General features: G+C 62.1%; 20 protein-coding genes. 8 read left to right on the top strand and 12 right to left on the bottom strand.

Features of this window, described 5'->3' with window-relative positions; translation table 11 throughout:
* Positions 1–15 precede the first annotated feature (15 nt).
* Genes FHP91_RS01805 through FHP91_RS01815 form a run of 3 tightly spaced genes read right to left on the bottom strand, consistent with a single transcriptional unit; the run spans position 16 to position 4406 of the window.
* Complete coding sequence (locus FHP91_RS01805) at positions 16–3633, bottom strand: EAL domain-containing protein (protein WP_144307979.1); 3618 nt, start codon at positions 3631–3633, stop codon at positions 16–18.
* Between the two features lie 7 nt (positions 3634–3640).
* Positions 3641–4009 (bottom strand): hypothetical protein, encoded by a 369-nt coding sequence (locus FHP91_RS01810; protein ID WP_144307980.1) that lies wholly within the window; start codon positions 4007–4009, stop codon positions 3641–3643.
* A 28-nt stretch (positions 4010–4037) separates the two neighbouring features.
* Positions 4038–4406 (bottom strand): hypothetical protein, encoded by a 369-nt coding sequence (locus FHP91_RS01815; RefSeq protein ID WP_144307981.1) that lies wholly within the window; start codon positions 4404–4406, stop codon positions 4038–4040.
* A 139-nt stretch (positions 4407–4545) separates the two neighbouring features.
* Here FHP91_RS01815 and FHP91_RS01820 point away from each other — a divergent pair, with 139 nt between their 5' ends.
* On the top strand, positions 4546–5544 hold the full coding sequence (locus tag FHP91_RS01820; protein ID WP_144307982.1) for a sensor domain-containing diguanylate cyclase: 999 nt from the start codon (positions 4546–4548) through the stop codon (positions 5542–5544).
* 101 nt (positions 5545–5645) lie between these two features.
* Here the strand turns inward: FHP91_RS01820 and aceA are convergent, their stop codons facing one another.
* The 4 genes from aceA to clpS all read right to left on the bottom strand — a co-directional run bounded on the left by aceA (position 5646) and on the right by clpS (position 10406).
* Positions 5646–6959 carry an isocitrate lyase gene (gene aceA / locus FHP91_RS01825; protein ID WP_144307983.1) on the bottom strand — a complete coding sequence of 438 codons (1314 nt, stop codon included), beginning with the start codon at positions 6957–6959 and terminating at the stop codon, positions 5646–5648.
* Between the two features lie 280 nt (positions 6960–7239).
* On the bottom strand, positions 7240–7719 hold the full coding sequence (gene rraA, locus FHP91_RS01830) for a ribonuclease E activity regulator RraA (protein ID WP_144307984.1): 480 nt from the start codon (positions 7717–7719) through the stop codon (positions 7240–7242).
* Positions 7720–7818: 99 nt separating this feature from the next.
* On the bottom strand, positions 7819–10095 hold the full coding sequence (gene clpA / locus FHP91_RS01835; RefSeq protein ID WP_144307985.1) for an ATP-dependent Clp protease ATP-binding subunit ClpA: 2277 nt from the start codon (positions 10093–10095) through the stop codon (positions 7819–7821).
* A 2-nt stretch (positions 10096–10097) separates the two neighbouring features.
* Positions 10098–10406 (bottom strand): ATP-dependent Clp protease adapter ClpS, encoded by a 309-nt coding sequence (gene clpS / locus FHP91_RS01840; protein ID WP_144179838.1) that lies wholly within the window; start codon positions 10404–10406, stop codon positions 10098–10100.
* A gap of 372 nt (positions 10407–10778) precedes the next feature.
* On the opposite strand from clpS, the gene FHP91_RS01845 reads away from it, so the two are divergent.
* Complete coding sequence (locus tag FHP91_RS01845; protein WP_144179836.1) at positions 10779–10982, top strand: cold-shock protein; 204 nt, start codon at positions 10779–10781, stop codon at positions 10980–10982.
* Positions 10983–11193: 211 nt separating this feature from the next.
* On the opposite strand, the gene rpmG is transcribed toward FHP91_RS01845, so the two are convergent.
* From rpmG to radC, 3 genes are all read right to left on the bottom strand, one after another.
* The gene (gene rpmG / locus FHP91_RS01850; RefSeq protein ID WP_144179834.1) at positions 11194–11361 is read right to left on the bottom strand and encodes a 50S ribosomal protein L33; all 168 of its coding nucleotides are present in this window, start codon (positions 11359–11361) and stop codon (positions 11194–11196) included.
* Between the two features lie 24 nt (positions 11362–11385).
* Positions 11386–11622, bottom strand: coding sequence for a 50S ribosomal protein L28 (gene rpmB / locus FHP91_RS01855; protein ID WP_144179832.1), 237 nt, complete (start codon positions 11620–11622; stop codon positions 11386–11388).
* Between the two features lie 93 nt (positions 11623–11715).
* Entirely contained in the window at positions 11716–12390 is a 675-nt protein-coding gene (gene radC / locus FHP91_RS01860) for a RadC family protein (protein ID WP_144179830.1), read from the bottom strand.
* 52 nt (positions 12391–12442) lie between these two features.
* Here radC and coaBC point away from each other — a divergent pair, with 52 nt between their 5' ends.
* From coaBC to FHP91_RS01875, 3 genes are read left to right on the top strand one after another with little or no spacing between them, the layout of a single operon-like run.
* A complete protein-coding gene (coaBC, locus tag FHP91_RS01865) occupies positions 12443–13633 on the top strand; it encodes a bifunctional phosphopantothenoylcysteine decarboxylase/phosphopantothenate--cysteine ligase CoaBC (protein ID WP_144307986.1) in 1191 nt (396 codons plus the stop codon).
* A 17-nt stretch (positions 13634–13650) separates the two neighbouring features.
* Positions 13651–14100, top strand: coding sequence for a dUTP diphosphatase (gene dut, locus FHP91_RS01870; RefSeq protein WP_144307987.1), 450 nt, complete (start codon positions 13651–13653; stop codon positions 14098–14100).
* Positions 14097–14585 carry an NUDIX hydrolase gene (locus FHP91_RS01875; protein WP_144307988.1) on the top strand — a complete coding sequence of 163 codons (489 nt, stop codon included), beginning with the start codon at positions 14097–14099 and terminating at the stop codon, positions 14583–14585. The genes dut and FHP91_RS01875 overlap by 4 nt, the downstream gene beginning before the upstream one ends.
* Here the strand turns inward: FHP91_RS01875 and FHP91_RS01880 are convergent.
* Both FHP91_RS01880 and FHP91_RS01885 read right to left on the bottom strand, forming a co-directional pair.
* On the bottom strand, positions 14582–15841 hold the full coding sequence (locus tag FHP91_RS01880) for an NAD(P)/FAD-dependent oxidoreductase (protein ID WP_144307989.1): 1260 nt from the start codon (positions 15839–15841) through the stop codon (positions 14582–14584). The two genes, FHP91_RS01875 and FHP91_RS01880, sit on opposite strands and share 4 nt — an antisense overlap.
* 4 nt (positions 15842–15845) lie before the next feature.
* Entirely contained in the window at positions 15846–16166 is a 321-nt protein-coding gene (locus FHP91_RS01885; protein WP_144307990.1) for a c-type cytochrome, read from the bottom strand.
* A gap of 114 nt (positions 16167–16280) precedes the next feature.
* Between FHP91_RS01885 and FHP91_RS01890 the strand changes: the two genes are divergently transcribed.
* The 3 genes from FHP91_RS01890 (at position 16281) to FHP91_RS01900 (ending at position 19554) form a co-directional block, all read left to right on the top strand.
* Complete coding sequence (locus tag FHP91_RS01890; protein ID WP_186301414.1) at positions 16281–16727, top strand: thiosulfate oxidation carrier protein SoxY; 447 nt, start codon at positions 16281–16283, stop codon at positions 16725–16727.
* A 19-nt stretch (positions 16728–16746) separates the two neighbouring features.
* Positions 16747–17058 carry a thiosulfate oxidation carrier complex protein SoxZ gene (gene soxZ, locus FHP91_RS01895; protein WP_144307992.1) on the top strand — a complete coding sequence of 104 codons (312 nt, stop codon included), beginning with the start codon at positions 16747–16749 and terminating at the stop codon, positions 17056–17058.
* Positions 17059–17316: 258 nt separating this feature from the next.
* Positions 17317–19554 (top strand): NADP-dependent isocitrate dehydrogenase, encoded by a 2238-nt coding sequence (locus FHP91_RS01900; protein ID WP_144307993.1) that lies wholly within the window; start codon positions 17317–17319, stop codon positions 19552–19554.
* Positions 19555–19619: the final 65 nt, after the last annotated feature.

Consider the following 19619-nt stretch of genomic DNA (forward strand, 5'->3'; position numbering starts at 1 on the left):
CCTGCGCGGTGGCGTCTATTTCGTGGGCTTTTTCGCCGCCGCGCGGTATCGCTGCCGCAGTATTTCGGCACTTAAGGGGCGGTCGAACAGATAGCCCTGGCCGTGTGCGCAACCATGTTCGAGCAGGAAGCGGCGGTGCGCTTCGAGTTCGACGCCTTCGGCGATGACGTCCAGTCCGAGGTCGCCGGCCAGTGCTATGACGGAGCGCACGATGGCTTCGTCATTGGTGTCGGTGGTCAGGTCGGCGACGAAGCTCTTGTCGATCTTGAGCGTTCGGATCGGCAGTTTTTTGAGATAGCTGAGCGACGAATAGCCGGTGCCGAAGTCGTCGACGGAGATGGGCACACCGAGTGCGGCGAGCCGGTGGATGGCGGCGACGCCGTCGTGGTCGGCAATGGCGGACTCGGTGATTTCCAGTTCCAGCCGCGCCGCGGGCAGGCGGGCACGGTTGAGCGCGTTCTGCACTTGATTGGGCAGGTCGGGCTGGCGCAGTTGGCGCACCGAGACATTGACCGCCATGCGCGGTGGTGACCAGCCTTGGGCGTCCCAGTCGCTCAGTTGCTGGCAGGCGGTATTGAGCACCCAGGCGCCAATCTCGTCGATCAGGCCGGATTCTTCGGCGATCGGAATGAAAACGTCGGGCGGGATCGCGCCCATCTCCGGGTGTGTCCAGCGCAGCAGGGCTTCGACGCCGATCAGCGCGCCGGTTTCCAGATCGACCTGTGGTTGATAGGCCAGCGTGAGCTGCTGATGCAGGGCCGCTTCGCGCAGCGCGGATTCGATGCGCAGGCGTTTGAGCGCACCATCGGTGAGGGACTGGGTGTAGAAGCGGAAACGGTTTTTGCCCAGTTGCTTGGCGTCGTACATGGCCGAGTCGGCATGCTGGATGAGTGTGCCGGCGTCGGTGCCGTCTTGCGGAAAGAGGCTGATGCCGACGCTGCCGCTCAGATACAACTGGTGGCCGGCGATATTGCGCGGCTCGCGCAGGACGCCGAGCAGTTTGTTGACGATGTGTTCGACGCTGGCGGGGGTGTCGATGGTGTCGACGAGCAGCACGAATTCGTCGCCACCGATGCGCGACAAGGTGTCTTCACGGCGGATATGGCGAAGCAGTTCGGTGGCGATGGCCTTGAGCAGTTCGTCGCCTACATGGTGGCCGAGACTGTCGTTCACATGTTTGAAGTTGTCGAGGTCGAGAAAGCACACCGCCAGGCTGTGTTGATGGCGCCGCGCGCGCTCGATGCTGTGGCCGAGCCGGTCGTGCAGCAGCATGCGGTTGGGCAGGCCGGTGAGTGCGTCGTGGTGGGCCAGGTGCGCCAGGCGGGCTTCGGAGCGCTTGATGTCGCTGATGTCGGAGAACACGCCGGCGAAATGGGTGAGGGTGCCGGTGGGGTCGCGAACGGCGTTGATGGTCAGCCATTGCGGGTAGACCTCGCCATTCTTGCGGCGATTCCAGATCTCGCCCTGCCAGCGATCGTCCGCTGTGACGGTAGCGCGCAGCGTGTCGTAGAAGGCCGCGTCGTGGCGGCCTGAGCTGAGCAGGCGCGGTGTCTGGCCGATCGCCTCGTGGTCGGCGTAGCCCGTGATTTCGCTGAATGCGCGGTTGACCGCAATGATCCGGTGCTGGGGGTCGGTGATCATCACCCCTTCGCTGGAGCATTCGAAGACCTTGGCCCACAGGCGTAGCTGGGCTTCCATCTCGTGTTGCGCAGTGGTGTCGCGGCTATAGGCGAGGAGGCCATTGATCTGGCCGTGGGCGTCGCGCAGCGGGCGTTTGTAAGTGTCGAGAATCCGCTCACGCCCGGCCTTGTCGCGAACATGCTCGGTGCGCAGGTGAATGCTTTTGCCGGTCAGGACCTTGCCGTCGCTGTTGTCGTCACGGTGCTGCGCTGTGGCGAGGCCGGGATCTGGCGCCGCTTGGCCGATCATGTCTTTGGGGGATTGCCCCAGTGCGCTGGCCATGGCCTGATTGACCAGGATGTAGCGTTGTTCGCGGTCCTTGGCGCAGATCCAGTCGGGTGAGGTGTCGATGATGGTGTGGAGCAGGTCGTGTGCGCTGCGCACTGCCGCTTCGGCCGCACGGGCGTCGGTCACGTCGAGACCGGAAGCCAGAATGCCGGTGATGCGTCCGTCCGGGTCGCGCAGCAAGGTGTTGGCCCAGGTGATGGCGCGCTCCTGGCCATTGGCGGTGAGGATGGGGTTCTCGTAGCGGCTGACTTCATTGCGGCCACCACTGACGAGTCTCCCAAATGCGGCTTGAACGTCAGCATGCAGGCGCGGGGGGAGGCAAAGTTCGAACCAGTTTCCGCCAACCAGATCCGCCTCGCTGCGGCCGACAATTTCGCAGCCGATGCGGTTGATGAGCTGGATCCGGCCGGCTGGGCTGAGGACCAGCATGATCGCCCCTGCAACATCCAGATAGCGCTGGAGGGTGGCTTTCTCGCGGGCGAGTTCTTCGGTGCGTTGGTCCACTTCGATTTCAAGCCGCTGGCGGCGGGAGTCGACCTGTGCCGCCATGTGGTTGAAGCTGCGCGCCAGACGGGCGAGTTCTTCGGTGTGTTCCGTCATGGATGGCGGCATGCGCACCGATGCTTCGCCAGCGGCGATGCGCTCCGAGGTGTCGATCAGTGCGCGCAAGGGGCGGGTGAGCTGTCGCGCGAAAAGACGGACGAGCACGATGGACAGGGCAGCAACCATGAGACTGAGCAGGAGCACGCGATTGCGGCGATCGACGATGTATTCGAAGGCTTCGTCCTTGTCGCGGCGGACCACCAGCGTCCAGCCATCGTCGGCGCCGACCTGGAGGTAGCGGTAGGTGGCAATGTCGGTGCTGCCGTCAGGGCGGGGTTCGAGAAAGCTGCCTTCGATGCCTCGGCTTTTCACCGACGGTGGTGGGGGTGTGGAACTTCGCGTGGCGTTCCTGGGGGTTTGATGAGCCAGTTGCGTACCAGCGCCATCGATCAGATCGATGCGCCCGCTGGGCCCCAGCAGGACTTCGTCTGCCTGTGCGAGGGGTGCCAGCAGGTCGCCGGGCGGCATGCGCAGCACCAGCGTGCCGAGCGTCTCGCCGGTGGGCGAGCGTATCTGGCGGGCCAGGATCAGCAAAAGGACATTCGTTGCCGCCTCGCGCTTGAGCATCACGGTTTCGCTGGCCCCCGGGGTCAGGACCTTGTCCAGCCGGTGTGCGTTGGCCGGCGGGCGCGGGACGGTCGCGGCGGGTGCGGTGAGAAGGCTTCGGCCATCGGCGCTGATCAGCACCAGGCTGGCGTAGCGATCAGGATAGGCCCAGGCGAGATGTGCAAAGGCGTTCTCCAGCGCCTGTTGAAGCGACGCCCGGTCGAGTGGCTGCGCGCCGAGCAGGGCGCCGAACGCCGGTGTGCTGGCGAGAACCTGGAGATTGCCGCGACGTTCGCGTAAGTCGTTTGCGAGCTGGCGGATGCGGGCGTCGGCCTGGATGGACTGCGTGGCGATGATGTCGCTGATGCGTTGATCCCGGGCGCCTTTGAGGCTCAGCGGCGCGAACCCGTAATACCAGATGGCCACCATCGTCACGATGACGACGAGGATGCTCCCGCCGAAGACCAGACTGATCTTGGTGCTGAGGTTGGAGATGGCAAAAAGACGCGACCGCATAGCGCGGTTAACGGTCGTAATCGAAATTGTTTAAGCGGTATTTGGCTGGATCGGTCAGCACGTCGTGGAGACCGGTGTAAGAAAACGCGCGCTCGATCTGATCGCTGTTGATGGTGTTGGGTACTTTGCCAAGCCGCTGCAGCAAGGTGAGTTTTCCGCGCAGTCCGTGCATGCCGTGTGCCGAGGCGGGGATCATCGGGATCGCGGGCACGTCCAGCAATTCTGCACGCGTAATGTCGACCGCTTGCGCAACCGATGCCCGGGTGGGGCGTCCGGTCAGCTTTGCGCCGTCGGCCATGGCCCATCGGGCCGCTGTTTCAATGTTGGTACGACTGAGCTGCATCCAGCGGATCGCGCGCACCAGCGCCGCGATCACCTGACGTGCGGCTTGCGGATGGGCGGCGTCAAATGCGCGCGAGAGGAGCAGGTAATCGGTGCTGCGCCCGCGGAATACGATCCGGTGGCTGGCATGCTGCGATAGTGCGATGCTCGGCGCGGGCTCCCAGGCGTTCGACGATGTCGGGTCCGCGCCGGAACGCAAAGGTGTTCAGGTCATGGCCCAAGGGGTTGAGTGCGCGACGCAAAATGCGGTCTCGCCCCATGGCGGCGCCCACCAGTCCGGTCGGATAGCCCAAGGGCTGGACGCCGATATCGACGCCTTGGTCGCGCGGCGCCAGATCGTATCCATCGTAGACCACGTCCTCGTGACCGGCGGCCACGCCGGCGAAGCACACCAGGACAAGTGCGCACAGCAGGGCAGACATCTGTGTCATGCAGACCCTCCGCAAGCGGCGTTCATGCGCATGGTAGCCCAAGACAGCGCTCAGGCGTGGCGCCGCGCCAAGCTCAATGTTTGTCGCCGAATGCCGATAAGAAAACAAAATACAAATCAGCTCTGGAGACAATACGCCGATGACTCAGCGCACACCTCGGCCGGGCGAAGTGGATGCGGCTGTGGCCGACCAGAGCTTTGCGATTGCCTTGATGCAGCATCTGGTGGTGCCAACCTTCGTGCTCGACGCGGACGGAAAGGTGTCAATCTGGAACCGCGCCTGCGAACGACTGACGGGGGTGCCGGCGAGCGAGGTGCTCGGGACGCACGACCATGGGTTTGCCTTCTACGACGACCCCCGGCCCTGCCTGGCAGATCTGATCGCGCAGGGGCGGACCGCCGAAATCGAAGGCTTTTACGCGGCCTATGACATCGACTCCAGCAGTCAGCTTGGCTTTCATGTCGAGAACTGGTGCCGCATGCCTCGTGCCGGGACCCGGCTTTACCTGGCGGTGGATGCCGGCCCGATCTATGACGAAGCGGGCCACCTGGTAGCCGTTGTCGAGACGCTGCGTGACATGACCGTGCAAAAAGAGGCACAGATTCAGCTCGAGCAGCTGGCCTCGAAAGATTCCCTGACCGGCCTGGCCAATCGCCGCGCCTTTGATGAGCGATTGGCGGCCGAGTGGCGGCGTTGCCAGCGGGGTGGGCAGATGCTGTCCATCATCATGATGGATGTCGATCACTTCAAGGCTTACAACGATACCTATGGGCACCCGCAGGGCGATGCCTGTCTGCGCAGTGTGGCTTCGGTGCTCGCCGGTGTGGCGGCGCGGACCGGCGACCTGGCAGCGCGCTATGGCGGAGAAGAGTTCGTGGTGGTGCTGCCCGGCACCAATGCGGCCGGCGCGCGGGTGGTGGCCGAACGGATACGTACCGCGATTTCGGCGCTGAACATTCCGCATGTGAGGTCATCGGTGGCAGAGCATGTGACGGTGAGCTTGGGCACCGCGAGTGCAGACCCCTCGAAACTGGCCGCCAATGCTCTGCTGATGGCGGCTGACCAGGCCTTGTATTCGGCCAAGAGCGCCGGGAGAAATCGCGTCAAGACAGCGTCCGACTTGGTCAGCGGCGCCTGACACGGCAGGGTGTTGCAATACAAAAGGGGCCGCTCGCATTCGCGAACGGCCCCTTTTGCGTGATGCACTGAGCCTTTCGGATCAGTGCAGACACCAACAGCTTAGTGGAACTGCTCTTCTTCGGTCGAGCCGGTCAGCGCCTTGACGCTGGACGAGCCACCCTGGATCACGGTGGTGACATCGTCGAAGTAGCCAGCACCGACTTCCTGCTGGTGCGACACGAAGGTGTAACCCTTGTCGCGCGCGGCAAATTCCTGCTCCTGCACCATCTCGGTGTAGTGCTTCATGCCTTCGCCCTGTGCGTAGGCGTGGGCAAACTGGAAGGTGTTGTACCAGTTGATGTGGATACCGGCCAACGTGATGAACTGGTACTTGTAGCCCATGGCTGCGAGCTCGTCCTGGAACTTGGCGATGGTCGCGTCATCCAGGTTCTTCTTCCAGTTGAAGGACGGCGAGCAGTTGTAGGACAGCAGCTTGCCCGGGCAGGCGGCATGCACGGCTTGCGCGAATTCGCGGGCAAAGCCCAGATCCGGCGTGCCAGTCTCGCACCACACGAGGTCAGCGTACGGGGCGTAAGCCACGCCACGGCTGATGGCCTGCTCGAGACCGTTCTTGACGCGGTAGAAGCCTTCCTGGGTGCGCTCACCGGTGAGGAAGGGCTTGTCGTTGGCGTCGTAGTCGCTGGTGATCAGGTTGGCGGCTTCGGCATCGGTACGGGCCAGGATCAGGGTCGGCACGTTCATCACGTCGGCAGCGAAACGGGCAGCGGTCAGCTTCTCGACGGCTTCGCGGGTCGGCACGAGCACCTTGCCACCCATGTGGCCGCATTTCTTCACGGCAGCCAGCTGGTCTTCGAAGTGAACACCGGCGGCACCGGCGGAGATCATGTTCTTCATTAGTTCGAAGGCGTTCAGCACTCCACCGAAACCGGCTTCCGCGTCAGCGACGATCGGCAGGAAGTAGTCGACGAAGTCCTTGTCGCCCGGGTTGATGTCACGCGACCACTGGATTTCGTCAGCGCGCTTGAAGGTGTTGTTGATACGACGCACCATGGTCGGCACGGAGTCGTAGGCGTACAGCGACTGGTCCGGGTACATGGTTTCAGAGGTGTTGCCGTCGGCAGCAACCTGCCAGCCGGACAGATACACGGCTTCCAGGCCGGCCTTGGCTTGCTGCATGGCCTGGCCGGCGGTGATGGCGCCGAAGGCATTGACGTAGCCTTTCTTGGCGCCGCCGTTGACCTTGTCCCACAGCTTCTCGGCACCACGCTGAGCCAGCGTGTACTCGGGCTGCAGGCTACCGCGCAGACGCACGACGTCTTCTGCGCTGTAACCGCGCTTGACGCTCTTCCAGCGGGGGTTTTCTGCCCAGTCTTTTTTCAGGGCGGCGATTTGCTGTTCACGGGATTGGGTCATGATGGTTTCCTTGTGTTGCGATGAAAACAGGGAGGGAGCCTGTCATTGAGCTTGCTATCTCGCAGCGCGCTGTATCGGCTTTGACCTCAACAATACAGCGCATCCGGCAGTGAGAAAATTATAGGCGTCTTTTTGCACAGCAGCAATATGTCTTATATAAGATATAAGAAAAACATTGTTGTTATTTATCAGTGGCTTGGCGATTGTTTCTCATATTGCGGAAAGCGTTTCAGCTTTATGAAAAAAATTTTGGTGCTGGCGCACCTGGTGCTGCGGTTGTTTAAATCAGCGCGCGGCTCGCTACGAGTACGCCGTCTTCGTCGGCATACAGCATTTCGCCTGGTGTAAAGGTGACGCCGCCGAAGGTCACCGGGATGTCCACATCGCCTGCACCCTTCTTGACGCTCTTGCGTGGATGCGTGCCCAGCGCAAACACCCCGACCGGCATGCTTGAAATCGCTTTGGCGTCGCGAATGCAGCCATAGACCACGATCCCTGCCCAGCCGTTGTTGACCGCCAGCACGGCGAGCTGGTCACCAACCATCGCGCAGCGCATCGAGCCGCCGCCATCAATGACGAGTACTCGCCCGTTGCCGGCGCCTTCGAGCGCAGTGCGAACCAGACTGTTGTCCTCGAAAACCTTGAGTGTGGTGACCGGACCTGAAAATGCGGGCTTGCCGCCAAAGCTATGGAACATCGGCGCGACGACACGGACTTCGGCGTCGAACTGGTCGCACAAATCGGCATTTTGAAAACTCATGGTGACATCTCCTCGGCGAGTGAAGTGGCCGGCAGTGTAGCAATCGCGGGCAAAAAAAGGGCGGCTCAGCGAGCCGCCCGATACCGTGTGACACGGAGTTCAGTGGGTTGGGGCCAAGGCTTCATCCAGTGACAGCACCACTTTTTCTTCATCGTCCAGATCAATGGTCACCCGGCCGCCATTGGCCAGTCGGCCAAACAGCAACTCGTCGGCCAGGGCCGAGCGGATGGTGTCCTGGATCAGACGCGCCATGGGCCGTGCGCCCATCAGCGGATCGAAGCCCTCGGCCGCCAGCCAGGTGCGCAGTTTGTCAGTGAATGTGGCTTCGACTTTTTTCTCGTGCAACTGCGCTTCGAGCTGGGTGAGGAACTTGTCGACCACCCGCAGGATGACGGTGTTGTCCAGCGCCCGGAACGAGATGGATGCATCCAGGCGATTGCGGAACTCCGGCGAGAACATGCGCTTGATGTCTGCCATTTCGTCGCCCGATTCTCGTTTGGCGGCAAAGCCCATGACGGTCTTTTGCATCGCCTCGGCGCCCGCGTTGGTGGTCATGATGATGATCACGTTGCGGAAGTCGGTCTGGCGGCCATTGTTGTCGGTGAGCGTGCCGTGGTCCATTACCTGCAGCAGGATATTGAAGATGTCCGGATGCGCCTTTTCGATCTCGTCGAGCAACAGCACGCAGTGCGGCTTCTTGGTGATGGCTTCGGTGAGCAAGCCGCCCTGATCGAAGCCGACATAGCCCGGGGGCGCGCCAATGAGCCGGCTGACCGCATGGCGCTCCATGTACTCGGACATGTCGAAGCGCTCGAGTTCGATGCCCAGCGTGTAGGCCAGTTGGCGCGCCACTTCGGTCTTGCCGACGCCGGTCGGGCCGCTGAACAGGAAGCTGCCAATCGGCCGGCCCGGGCTGCCAAGCCCCGAGCGTGACATCTTGATGGCTTTTGCCAGGGCGTCGATCGCCGGATCCTGGCCGAAAACGACGTTTTTCAGGTCGCGATCGAGCGTCTTGAGCGCGGTCTTGTCGTCGTTGGACACGGTGCGCGGCGGGATGCGGGCGATCTTCGCCACGATCTCTTCAACTTCGCCCTTGCCGATGGTCTTGCGCTGCTTGGACTTGGGCAGGATGCGTTGCGCGGCGCCGGCTTCGTCGATCACGTCGATGGCTTTGTCGGGCAGATGGCGGTCGTTGATGTACTTGGCCGACAGCTCGGCCGCCGAGGCCAGCGCGGCTGCCGAGTAGCGCACTTTGTGATGCTCTTCAAAGCGGCTCTTGAGCCCTTTGAGAATCTCGACGGTTTCTGCAATCGACGGCTCGGGCACATCGATCTTCTGGAAGCGCCGCGACAGCGCATGGTCCTTCTCGAAAATCTGGCGGAACTCACTGTAGGTGGTCGCGCCGATGCACTTGAGCTGGCCGCTGGAGAGCGCCGGCTTGAGCAGGTTCGACGCGTCGAGCGTGCCGCCCGAGGCCGCACCGGCACCGATCAAGGTGTGGATCTCGTCGATGAACAGAATTGAGTGCTCGTTTTCGAGCAGCTGCTTGAGAACGGCCTTCAGGCGTTGCTCGAAGTCGCCGCGATACTTGGTGCCAGCGAGCAGGGCGCCCATGTCGAGTGCGTAGACCTGGGCGTCGATCAGCACGTCCGGAATCCGCCCCTCGACCACGCGACGTGCGAGGCCCTCGGCGATGGCCGTTTTGCCGACGCCGGCCTCACCGACCAGCAGCGGATTGTTCTTGCGGCGGCGGCAGAGTGTCTGGATGACGCGCTCGACTTCCTTGTCGCGGCCGATCAAGGGGTCGATCTTGCCCATCAGCGCTTGCTGGTTGAGGTTCTGGGTAAAGCTCTCAAGCGCGCCGCCAGGCTGGGCGCTTTCGCCCTCGGGCGATTCTGGCTCTGCATCATGGCCCTTGGGTGCCTCGGGCGCATTGCCGTGGCCGCCCTTGGCAATACCGTGCGAAATGAAGTTCACCACGTCCAGTCGCGATACCTCCTGGCGCTGCAGGAAATACACCGCATGCGATTCCTTCTCGCCGAAGATGGCTACGAGCACATTCGCGCCAGTGACCTCCTTCTTGCCCGATGACTGGACGTGCAGGATGGCGCGCTGGATGACACGCTGAAAACCCAGCGTTGGCTGGGTGTCGATGTCCTCGTCGCCCTCCACGGTGGGCGTGTGCTCACTGATGAAATCGGTGAGTTCGCGCCGCAGGGTCTCGATGTTGGCCGAGCAGGCCCGGAGCACCTCAGCGGCTGATGGGTTGTCGAGCAAGGCGAGGAGCAGGTGCTCCACGGTAATGAATTCGTGCCGTTTCTGGCGCGCCTCGACGAAGGCCATGTGAAGGCTGACTTCCAGTTCTTGCGCAATCATTCTCAGTTCTCCTCCATCACACAGGCCAACGGATGTTGGTGTTGCCGGGCATGAGCGATGACTTGCTCAACCTTGGTTGCGGCGATGTCTTTCGGAAACGTTCCGCATACGCCACGCCCCTCCGTATGTACTTGGAGCATGACACGAGTCGCGCGTTCGCGGTCTAGCGCAAAAAAACGTTGCAACACACTGACGACGAAATCCATGGGGGTGAAGTCGTCGTTAAGCAAAAGCACTTTGTACATGCGCGGCGGACCGACTCGCGTCTTTTCCGCCTCTAGCAAAGAATCGTCTTGTTTCTTGACTGCCATGAGAGCCATTCTAATGGAGCGTTGGGGGATGGCAAGCCGGCGTGATGCCGGGCCGTGATGTATGTTTTGTCGCAAAAATAACGCATTTTTTTTGCTGCGGCGCAAATTTGCTGTGCCGAATGATTTTGTTGTTATAAAACAGATGGTAATGTGTTTTTTTGACGCTTTCTGATCGGTCGTTGAGTTGATATTGCCGTGTTGCGCAAAAAATGTCCGCAGGAAGTTCTTGACGGCAAAAGCCTATGCCGGTAAAAGCTGAGGCGTACCTTTCGCGTCGATTGGCGGTTTCAGAACACCGACCCTTCGATTGACCAGAGGGATCGGCTCGATTCTCGGGCGTATCATTGATGTAATCGCGAGGAAATAGGCAACATGGCAACTGGTACTGTTAAGTGGTTCAACGACGCCAAAGGTTTTGGTTTTATTACTCCTGATGACGGCAGCGAAGATCTGTTCGCGCACTTCTCCGCCATCAACATGAACGGTTTCAAATCGCTCAAAGAAGGTGACAAAGTCACTTTCGAAGTGACGCAGGGTCCGAAGGGCAAGCAAGCCTCGAACATCCAGCGTGGCTAATTCTGCTTAGGCAGAATGCGTTAGAAAAAGCTGCCTTCGGGCAGCTTTTTTTTTCGCCCGCTCACTACGTCCTACCCGCCCGCTACGCCTGTTTCCGCGCTTTTCTTGTGCGATGCTCGCTGAGCAACAAAGGCAGGGTCGTAAAAGCAAAGGCCCGCTATGAGCGGGCCTTCGATCGAAACCGGCTGGGCGAACCCGGCAGCTGAAATAATTACTTCAGCTTGGTTTCCTTGTACATCACGTGCTTGCGAACCACCGGATCGAATTTCTTCAGTTCCAGCTTTTCGGGCATCGTGCGCTTGTTCTTGTTGGTGGTGTAAAAGTGTCCCGTGCCAGCACTGGACTCGAGCTTGATTTTTTCGCGACCGCCTTTGGCCATGTCAGTCTCCGTCTAGTGAGGGGGTTAGATTTTTGCGCCAGCGGCGCGCAGATCGGCCACGACCACATCGACGCCTTTCTTGTCGATAGTGCGCAGGCCGGCGCTCGAAACGCGCATGCGAATCCAGCGGTTTTCAGCTTCGCTCCAGAACTTGCGGTACTGCAAGTTCGGCAGAAAACGACGCTTGGACTTGTTTTGGGCGTGGGAAACATTGTTACCCACCATCGGTGCCTTACCGGTCACTTGGCAAACGCGAGCCATGGTTGTGCTCCAGGGAAATCGGTTTTCGAAAAGCCGCCGAGTGTACAACACTCAGGGCTGAGAATTCAAGGACTTGTTTTCAAAAAGAGAAAACTACAGCAGTCCGCTTTCAGCAAACGACGTGATCTGTGCTTGTGTGACGACAAAATGATCGAGCACACGGACGTCGATCAAAGCCAGTGCACTGCGCAAGTCGCGTGTCAGCGACTGGTCTGCGGCACTGGGCATGGCATTGCCGGAGGGGTGGTTGTGGGCCAGGATTACCGCCGCGGCATTGTGCGTCAGCGCGAATTTTACGACTTCTCGCGGATACACGCTTGTTTGTGTGAGTGTGCCGCGGAAAAGTGTCTCGGAAAGGATGAGTCGGTTCTGCGCGTCGAGCAGTAAAACCATGAAAACTTCATGGGGCAGGGCGCCGAGGTGGAGGCGCAGCCAGCGTTTGACGGCCTCGGGGGCGCCCAGAATGTCGCCTTCGCCGATGTCCTCGGCCAGCGCGCGCCGGGCGATCTCCATGATGGCCTGAAGCTGGGCGTATTTGGCCAGGCCCATGCCGGGGAAGGCGGCGAAGGCGTCACGCGTGGCGTGGCACAGCCCTGAGAGGGTGCCGAAATGGGCGATCAGGTCGCGTGCAAGGTCGACCGCGCTTTTGCCTCGCACGCCAACGCGCAGGAAAATGGCCAGGAGTTCGGCGTCTGACAGGGCCGCCGGGCCGCGCTCGATGAGCTTTTCCCGCGGGCGCTCGCCGGCGGGCCAATCGGTGATGGCCATGCAGTACAATCCTTGATCAGGCTGAAATCAGCGCTCAGTATATGTGAATGTCATGATCGAACTGAAGGGTAGGAAAATTATTCTCGGCGTAACCGGCGGCGTGGCGGCCTACAAGGCGGCCGAATTGACGCGTTTGATGGTCAAGGCCGGCGCCAGCGTGCACGTGGTGCTCAGCGAAGGCGGGGCGCATTTTGTGACGCCGGTGACCTTTCAGGCGCTCAGCGGGCATCCGGTGTGGACGGATCTGTGGGATCCGCGCATGGGTAACAACATGGCGCATATTGATCTGACGCGCGACGCCGACGGCATCATCGTGGCACCAGCGACGGCTGATTTCATGGCCCGACTGGCGCAGGGGCGCTGTGATGACTTGCTGACCACTCTGTGTCTGGCGCGGGATTGCGACCTGATGGTGGCGCCGGCGATGAACCGCCAGATGTGGCAACACCCGGCTACGCAGCGCAACGCCAGGCAGTTGCTCGACGACGGTGTGGTAGTGCTGGGGCCGGACGAGGGCGAGCAGGCCTGCGGTGAAACCGGTCTGGGCCGCATGCTGGAGCCTGAGGTGTTGTGCGAAGCGGTGATCAGCCATTTCGAAGCCAAGCGACTGGCGGGGCGCAAAGTGGTGCTGACCGCGGGCCCGACCTTCGAAGCCATCGATCCGGTACGCGGTATTACCAATAGCAGCTCGGGCAAGATGGGGTACGCCTTGGCACGCGCCTGCGCCCATGCCGGCGCCGAGGTGGTGCTGGTGAGTGGGCCGGTCGCCTTGCCGGTGCCTTATGGTGTGACGCGGGTCAGCGTGCAGTCTGCGCTGGCGATGCGTGAGGCGGTGGCGGCGGCGATTGATGATGCCGACGTGTTCATTGGTGTGGCGGCGGTGGCAGATTACCGGCCGGCAACGCCTGCGGAACACAAGATCAAGAAGTCCGGCGAGGCCATGAGTATCGCGCTGACGCCCAACCCCGATATCTTGGCCGAGGTGGCCGCGCGGCCGAATCCGCCGTTCTGCGTCGGCTTTGCCGCCGAGAGCCGTGATCTGGACACCTACGCCGAAGGCAAGCGACGCAATAAGCGGCTGCCGATGGTGGTGGGCAATCTGGTGCAGGACGGGCTCGGCCAGGACGACAACCAGGTGGTGATCTATGACGAGGCGGGCCGCCACCCGGTGCCGCGCGCCGCCAAGGACAATCTCGCCCGCAGCATCGTCAAGCATCTGGCTGACCTGCTGGCGGCACGCTGACATTTTAAGGAAGGACCATGCACCCGATCGACGTCATCCTGCTCGATGAGCGCCTCAAGACCCATCCGCCGGCCTACGCCACGCCGGGCGCGGCCGGGCTGGATCTGCGCGCCTGTCTCGACGCACCCTTGAACTTGTTGCCGGGCGATACCGTGCTGGTACCCACCGGCGTGGCGATTCATCTGGACGATCCGGGGCTGGCCGCGATGATTCTGCCGCGTTCGGGGTTGGGTCACAAACATGGCATCGTGCTGGGCAACCTCGTCGGGCTGATCGATTCGGACTACCAGGGGCAGATCTTCGTGTCGGTCTGGAACCGCGGCAAGGTCGCGTTCAAGATCGAACCGATGGAGCGGATCGCGCAACTGGTGGTGGTGCCGGTGGTGCAGGCGACCTTCAATGTGGTGGACCAGTTCGAGGCGTCGACGCGCGGCGCGGGCGGCTTCGGCAGCACCGGTTCGAAATGACTGTCGCGATCGCGGGTATCCCTACTGGGGTGCATGTGATCCTGCCGCAAACCGGCTCGGTGTTGCTGATGCGTCGGGCCAATACGGGCTTTTTCGATGGCTTGTTCAGCTTGCCGGGTGGGCATGTGGAAGCGGGCGAGTCGATTCGTATGGCCGCGATCCGAGAGATGGCCGAAGAACTGGATGTGTGTCTGACGGCGCCCGACCTGGATCTGGTTGGCGTGGTGCACCGACTCTCGGACACCAATCGTATCGATTTCTTTTTGCGCGCTCGCCACTGGCAGGGCGAGCCACGCCGGGCCGAGCCCGACAAGTGCGACGCGCTGGGCTGGTATTCGCCCGCCGCCTTGCCTGCGAACACCGTCGCCTATATTCGTGAGGCACTCGGCTGCACGTGCGCGGAGCCGTGGGTGATGGAGCTGGGCTGGCCTGCGCCGCCGGCGGATGAAACCGTGCGTCCAGCGGCGTCTGCCCAAATCCCCTAACGCAGCATATCGGCCCAGATGTTGTGCGCCCAGGCCTGCGCCGCCGTGGCTTCGGCGGGGCTGGCGACGGCCGACAGACCACCGGCACCTTCGACGGGTAGGAAAGTGTGTTCCGCCGTGTCGAAGCGATGCACCGAGGCCACATGCATGGCGCTGTCGCCACCGACATAGCTGTAGCAGGTGTTCATCACCACCGGCGAGGCGTTGGGCGGCAGATCGGCGAGCAGGTGCAAGATGGCCGCCGCCGCGACCTTGGCTTGCTGGTTGGCCATGGTGCCGGATTTGGGCATGCGCGGCGCCGACAGGGTCGCGTCACCGATGACGTGGACATTGGGTACGTCGCTCACTTCGGTGCTCAGCCAATTCACCGACACCCAGCGATCATTGACCAGCCGACTGCCAATGAGCTCGACGACCTTGCCCGCGCGCTGCGGCGGAATCACGTTGAGCACGTCGGCTTTGATGTCATCGAACTCCAGCTTCGCGGTGCGCGATCGGGCATCGACGCCGAGCAGCTGATTGTTCGGCCGGTATTCGATCAAGCCTCGGTAACGGTCGCCCCAGGCCGCCAGGAACAGCCCTTTCTTGGACTGGATATCGGCGTTGGCGTCGAGCACCAGCACCTTGGCGCGCGGCTTGTGGCGACGGCAGTAGTCAGCCACCAGGCTGGCGCGCTCGTAGGGTCCGGGCGGGCAGCGGAAGGGCGCCTTGGGAATGTGAATGGCAAACACGCCACCGTCGGGCATGGCGGCGAGTTGGCGCTGCAAAAGGGTGGTTTGCGGGCCGGCCTTCCAGGCGTGTGGAATCTCGTCTTCGTGTCCGGCCAGGCCTTCGATGCGCTCGGGCATGAAGTCGATCCCGGGCGAGAGCAGCAGGCGGTCGTAGTGCAGGCGCTCACCACTGGCCAGTCGCAGTTCCCGCGTGGCCGGGTCGATGGCGGTGACGGTGTCCTGGACCACGCGCACGCCGTGATGATCGCGCAGGCCGGCGTAATCGTGAGTGATCTGCGCCATGGTCTCCATGCCACCGATGACAAGGTTCGACATCGGGCAGGAGACGAACTGGGCGTTGCGCTCGATGAGCGTGACCCTGACCTGACCGTTGCTCCACAAGCGCAGATACTTGGCTGCGGTGGCACCGCCGAAGCCGCCACCGACCACCACCACATGGGCGCTGCGGGCGGACTTGCCGATCTGTGCGCATCCGGCCAGGGCGGCAGCGCCGACGGCAGCGAGGAAATGGCGTCGATTGGTCATGGCGTCAGTGTCCTGTGCGGGCGCGTTGGGCGGCAAAATGCTCGGCGATCAGCGTCAATTGTTCTGGCGTGTAGCCCTTGGTGATCTGATGCATGATGGTGGCGGGCTTTTCGCCGCGGCTGAAGGCGGACAGCTTGCGCAGCAACGTGTCGCGCGGGACGCCGGCGAGGCTTTCCGTGCCGCCGACGCTGTGTCCGTCTGTACCGTGGCAATTGGCGCAGGTGGCGGCGAGTGTGCGACCGGCATCGATGGCCATGCCGCCGGCGTGAATGGCTGGTGCCATGGCGCCCAGCCAAAGGAAAATCAGTGGCCGTATCAGCTTCAAGTCGGTCTCCCGTGTCAGGAACGAATGGCCGTCATGATACCGGTTGACGCTGCGGCGACGCGGGCTATGGCACGATATGCGGTGAATGGACAGAAATTTTGCTCAGGAGAAGGTATGGATCGGTCACGGCGGTTGGCCCTGAAAACAGGTGCGCGCGCGGGCGTGCTCGCCTGGCTGGTTGCGGCCGGCGTGCTGCCGGTGTCGGCGGCATCCGTGTTTTCGATTCATGGTGTCGACGCAGTGATGGAGGCGCTGGGTGCAGCCGGGGCGCGTGAGAGCGACGCGATCGAGATCGTCGCGGCCGAGATCGTCGAGAACGGTGCGATGGTGTCAGTCGAGGTGATCTCCCGCCTGGCGGGCACGCGGCAAATGGCGCTGCTCGTCGATCAGAATCCGACCACCTTGGCGGCGGTATTTGCGTTGCCTGACGGGACCTTGCCCCGTCTGCAGACCCGAATCAAGATGGCGCAAACGAGTCACGTGATTGCAGTTATTGAAGCTGATGGCGGTTTTTCGCTGGCGCGGCGCGAGATCAAGATTGTGCAGGGCGGTTGCGGCTGAGCGCAATGAGGACAGAACAATGAGCGATCCCGTACGGATCCGGGCGACGGTGGCAGAGGGCGTGACGCAAGTGCGTCTGATGGCGGCGCACCCGATGGAAACCGGGCGGCGGCGCCTGGCCGAGGGCGCGCTGGTGGCGGCGCATTACATCACTGACCTGACGGTGTTGCACGAGGCCCGTGTGGTCTTGCAGGCGCGCTTCGGGCCGTCGGTGTCGCGCGACCCGTATCTGGTGTTTTCGTTTGCCGGAGGCGCGCCGGGCGAGACGGTGAGCGTGTCATGGCGCGACAACCGGGGCGATAGCCGTAGCGACACAGTCACGATTCGCTGAGCGAAGTGGGCCGAAGTTCGGTGTCGATCCGCACGGCAAACGCCGCTTCATTTTGGTGCATGGGTGGCAGAAAATGCCCCCAGTGATAACCGGCGGTCAGTCATCTATATGATTGCCAGCGAGACGTAAGGATCCGGCATTATAATTACGCCTTCGCCTTGACTTGCCTGAATGCGAATACGGAGCGCTTAGGGCAAACTAGGCTGGTTGCGGTATCCGGTTGGCTTTGCGCCACGATATAAAACAAGGGAGAAATGCATGACTACGAAGCGTCCGACGATCATCTACACCCTCACCGATGAGGCGCCCTTGTTGGCGACGTGCTCCCTGCTGCCGATTATCCGGACGTTCGCCGCGCCGGCTGGCATCGACGTGACGACGAGCGATATCTCGGTGGCAGCGCGGGTGCTGGCTGAATTCTCCGAATTCCTGACCGACGAGCAGAAGGTGCCGGATACGCTCGCCGAGCTGGGCCGTCTGACCCAGGAGCCGGACACCAACATCATCAAATTGCCGAACATCAGCGCCTCGGTGTCGCAGCTGATGGCCTGCGTCAAGGAATTGCAGTCCAAGGGCTACGCGATTCCCGACTACCCGGAAGCGCCAAAAACCGACGAAGACAAAGCGATCAAGGTCCGCTACGGCAAGTGCCTGGGCTCCGCCGTCAACCCGGTGCTGCGCGAAGGCAACTCCGACCGCCGCGCGCCGGCTGCCGTCAAGAACTACGCCAAGAAACACCCGCACTCGATGGGCAAGTGGAGCCAGGCCTCGCGTACCCATGTCTCGCATATGAAGCATGGCGACTTCTACCACGGCGAAAAGTCGATGACGCTCGACCGTGCGCGCAAGGTCAAGATGGAGCTGATCACCAAGGAAGGCGAAGCCATCGTGCTCAAGCCCGAAGTTGCGTTGCTTGACGGCGAGATCATCGATTCGATGTTCATGAGCAAAAAAGCGCTGTGCGACTTCTACGAAGAGCAGATTGAAGACGCGCGCCAGTCCGGCGTGATGTTCTCGCTGCACGTGAAGGCGACGATGATGAAGGTGTCGCACCCCATCGTCTTCGGCCACTGCGTCCGGATCTTCTACAAGGACGCCTTCAAGAAGCACGCCGCGCTGTTCCGTGAGCTGGGTGTCAACGTCAACAACGGCATGGTCAATCTGTACGACAAGATCGCCAATCTGCCGCGCTCGCAGCGCGAGGAGATCATCGAAGATCTGCACGCCTGCCACGAGCACCGCCCCGAGCTGGCGATGGTCGATTCGGCCAAGGGCATCACCAACTTCCACTCGCCCAACGACATCATCGTTGACGCTTCCATGCCGGCGATGATCCGCTCAGGCGGCAAGATGTGGGGGGCCGATGGTCGCCAGAAAGACGCCAAGGCAGTGATGCCGGAGTCGACCTTTGCCCGTATCTACCAGGAGATGATCAACTTCTGCAAAACCAACGGCAACTTCGATCCGAAGACCATGGGCACCGTGCCCAACGTCGGTCTGATGGCGCAGAAAGCCGAAGAGTATGGCTCGCACGACAAGACCTTCGAGATCCCGAAGGCCGGCGTCGCCAACATCACCGATCTGGACACCGGCGAAGTGCTGCTATCGCAGAACGTCGAAGAGGGCGACATCTGGCGCATGTGCCAGGTCAAGGACGCCCCGATCCGCGACTGGGTCAAACTCGCCGTCACCCGCGCGCGCAACTCCGGCATGCCGGCCGTGTTCTGGCTCGACCCCTACCGTCCGCACGAGAACGAGCTGATCAAGAAGGTCGAGCTCTACCTGAAGGATCACGACACCACCGGTCTCGACATCCAGCACATGTCGCAAGTGCGCGCCATGCGTTACACCCTGGAGCGCGTGGTTCGCGGCCAGGACACCATTTCGGTCACCGGCAACATCCTGCGCGACTATCTGACCGACCTGTTCCCGATCATGGAACTGGGCACCTCGGCCAAGATGCTGTCCATCGTTCCGCTGATGGCTGGCGGTGGCATGTACGAAACCGGTGCCGGCGGCTCCGCGCCCAAGCACGTGCAGCAGCTGGTTGAAGAAAACCACCTGCGTTGGGACTCGCTCGGCGAGTTCCTCGCGCTGGCCGTGTCGCTTGAAGACCTCGGCATCAAGGAAGGCAACGCCAAGGCCAAGCTGCTCGCCAAGACGCTGGACGAAGCCACGGGCAAGCTGCTCGACAACGACAAATCGCCATCGCGCAAGACCGGCGAGCTCGACAACCGCGGCAGCCACTTCTACCTGGCCATGTACTGGGCGCAGGCCCTGGCGGCACAGGACGAAGACGCCGAGTTGAAAGCGTACTTCACCCCGCTGGCCAAGTCGCTGGCCGACAACGAGGCGAAGATTCTTGCCGAACTCAGCGCCGTGCAGGGCAAGCCGGTCGATATCGGTGGCTATTACATGGCCGACGCCGAGAAGACCAAGACGGTAATGCGCCCGAGCACGACGCTGAACGCTGCGCTTGCTGCCACGCGCGGCTGAACCGCCCGCTGACGCGAACCAGCGGGTTCGCGTCTGTTGTAAAACAAATGCCAGAGACGCGTCTC

The organism is Denitromonas halophila (assembly GCF_007625155.1).
Lineage (GTDB): Bacteria > Pseudomonadota > Gammaproteobacteria > Burkholderiales > Rhodocyclaceae > Nitrogeniibacter > Nitrogeniibacter halophilus.

Excerpts from the sequence above, each read along its gene's own strand:
- rraA (WP_144307984.1), bottom strand. The coding sequence starts at position 7,719 with ATGAGTTTTCAAAATGCCGATTTGTGCGACCAGTTCGACGCCGAAGTC.
- FHP91_RS01820 (WP_144307982.1), top strand. The coding sequence starts at position 4,546 with ATGACTCAGCGCACACCTCGGCCGGGCGAAGTGGATGCGGCTGTGGCC.
- radC (WP_144179830.1), bottom strand. The coding sequence starts at position 12,390 with ATGGCCATCACCGATTGGCCCGCCGGCGAGCGCCCGCGGGAAAAGCTC.
- FHP91_RS01890 (WP_186301414.1), top strand. The coding sequence starts at position 16,281 with ATGGATCGGTCACGGCGGTTGGCCCTGAAAACAGGTGCGCGCGCGGGC.
- FHP91_RS01880 (WP_144307989.1), bottom strand. The coding sequence starts at position 15,841 with ATGACCAATCGACGCCATTTCCTCGCTGCCGTCGGCGCTGCCGCCCTG.
- FHP91_RS01845 (WP_144179836.1), top strand. The coding sequence starts at position 10,779 with ATGGCAACTGGTACTGTTAAGTGGTTCAACGACGCCAAAGGTTTTGGT.
- rpmG (WP_144179834.1), bottom strand. The coding sequence starts at position 11,361 with ATGGCCAAAGGCGGTCGCGAAAAAATCAAGCTCGAGTCCAGTGCTGGC.
- soxZ (WP_144307992.1), top strand. The coding sequence starts at position 16,747 with ATGAGCGATCCCGTACGGATCCGGGCGACGGTGGCAGAGGGCGTGACG.
- clpA (WP_144307985.1), bottom strand. The coding sequence starts at position 10,095 with ATGATTGCGCAAGAACTGGAAGTCAGCCTTCACATGGCCTTCGTCGAG.
- clpS (WP_144179838.1), bottom strand. The coding sequence starts at position 10,406 with ATGGCAGTCAAGAAACAAGACGATTCTTTGCTAGAGGCGGAAAAGACG.
- FHP91_RS01815 (WP_144307981.1), bottom strand. The coding sequence starts at position 4,406 with ATGACACAGATGTCTGCCCTGCTGTGCGCACTTGTCCTGGTGTGCTTC.
- rpmB (WP_144179832.1), bottom strand. The coding sequence starts at position 11,622 with ATGGCTCGCGTTTGCCAAGTGACCGGTAAGGCACCGATGGTGGGTAAC.
- aceA (WP_144307983.1), bottom strand. The coding sequence starts at position 6,959 with ATGACCCAATCCCGTGAACAGCAAATCGCCGCCCTGAAAAAAGACTGG.
- FHP91_RS01875 (WP_144307988.1), top strand. The coding sequence starts at position 14,097 with ATGACTGTCGCGATCGCGGGTATCCCTACTGGGGTGCATGTGATCCTG.
- dut (WP_144307987.1), top strand. The coding sequence starts at position 13,651 with ATGCACCCGATCGACGTCATCCTGCTCGATGAGCGCCTCAAGACCCAT.
- coaBC (WP_144307986.1), top strand. The coding sequence starts at position 12,443 with ATGATCGAACTGAAGGGTAGGAAAATTATTCTCGGCGTAACCGGCGGC.
- FHP91_RS01900 (WP_144307993.1), top strand. The coding sequence starts at position 17,317 with ATGACTACGAAGCGTCCGACGATCATCTACACCCTCACCGATGAGGCG.
- FHP91_RS01805 (WP_144307979.1), bottom strand. The coding sequence starts at position 3,633 with ATGCGGTCGCGTCTTTTTGCCATCTCCAACCTCAGCACCAAGATCAGT.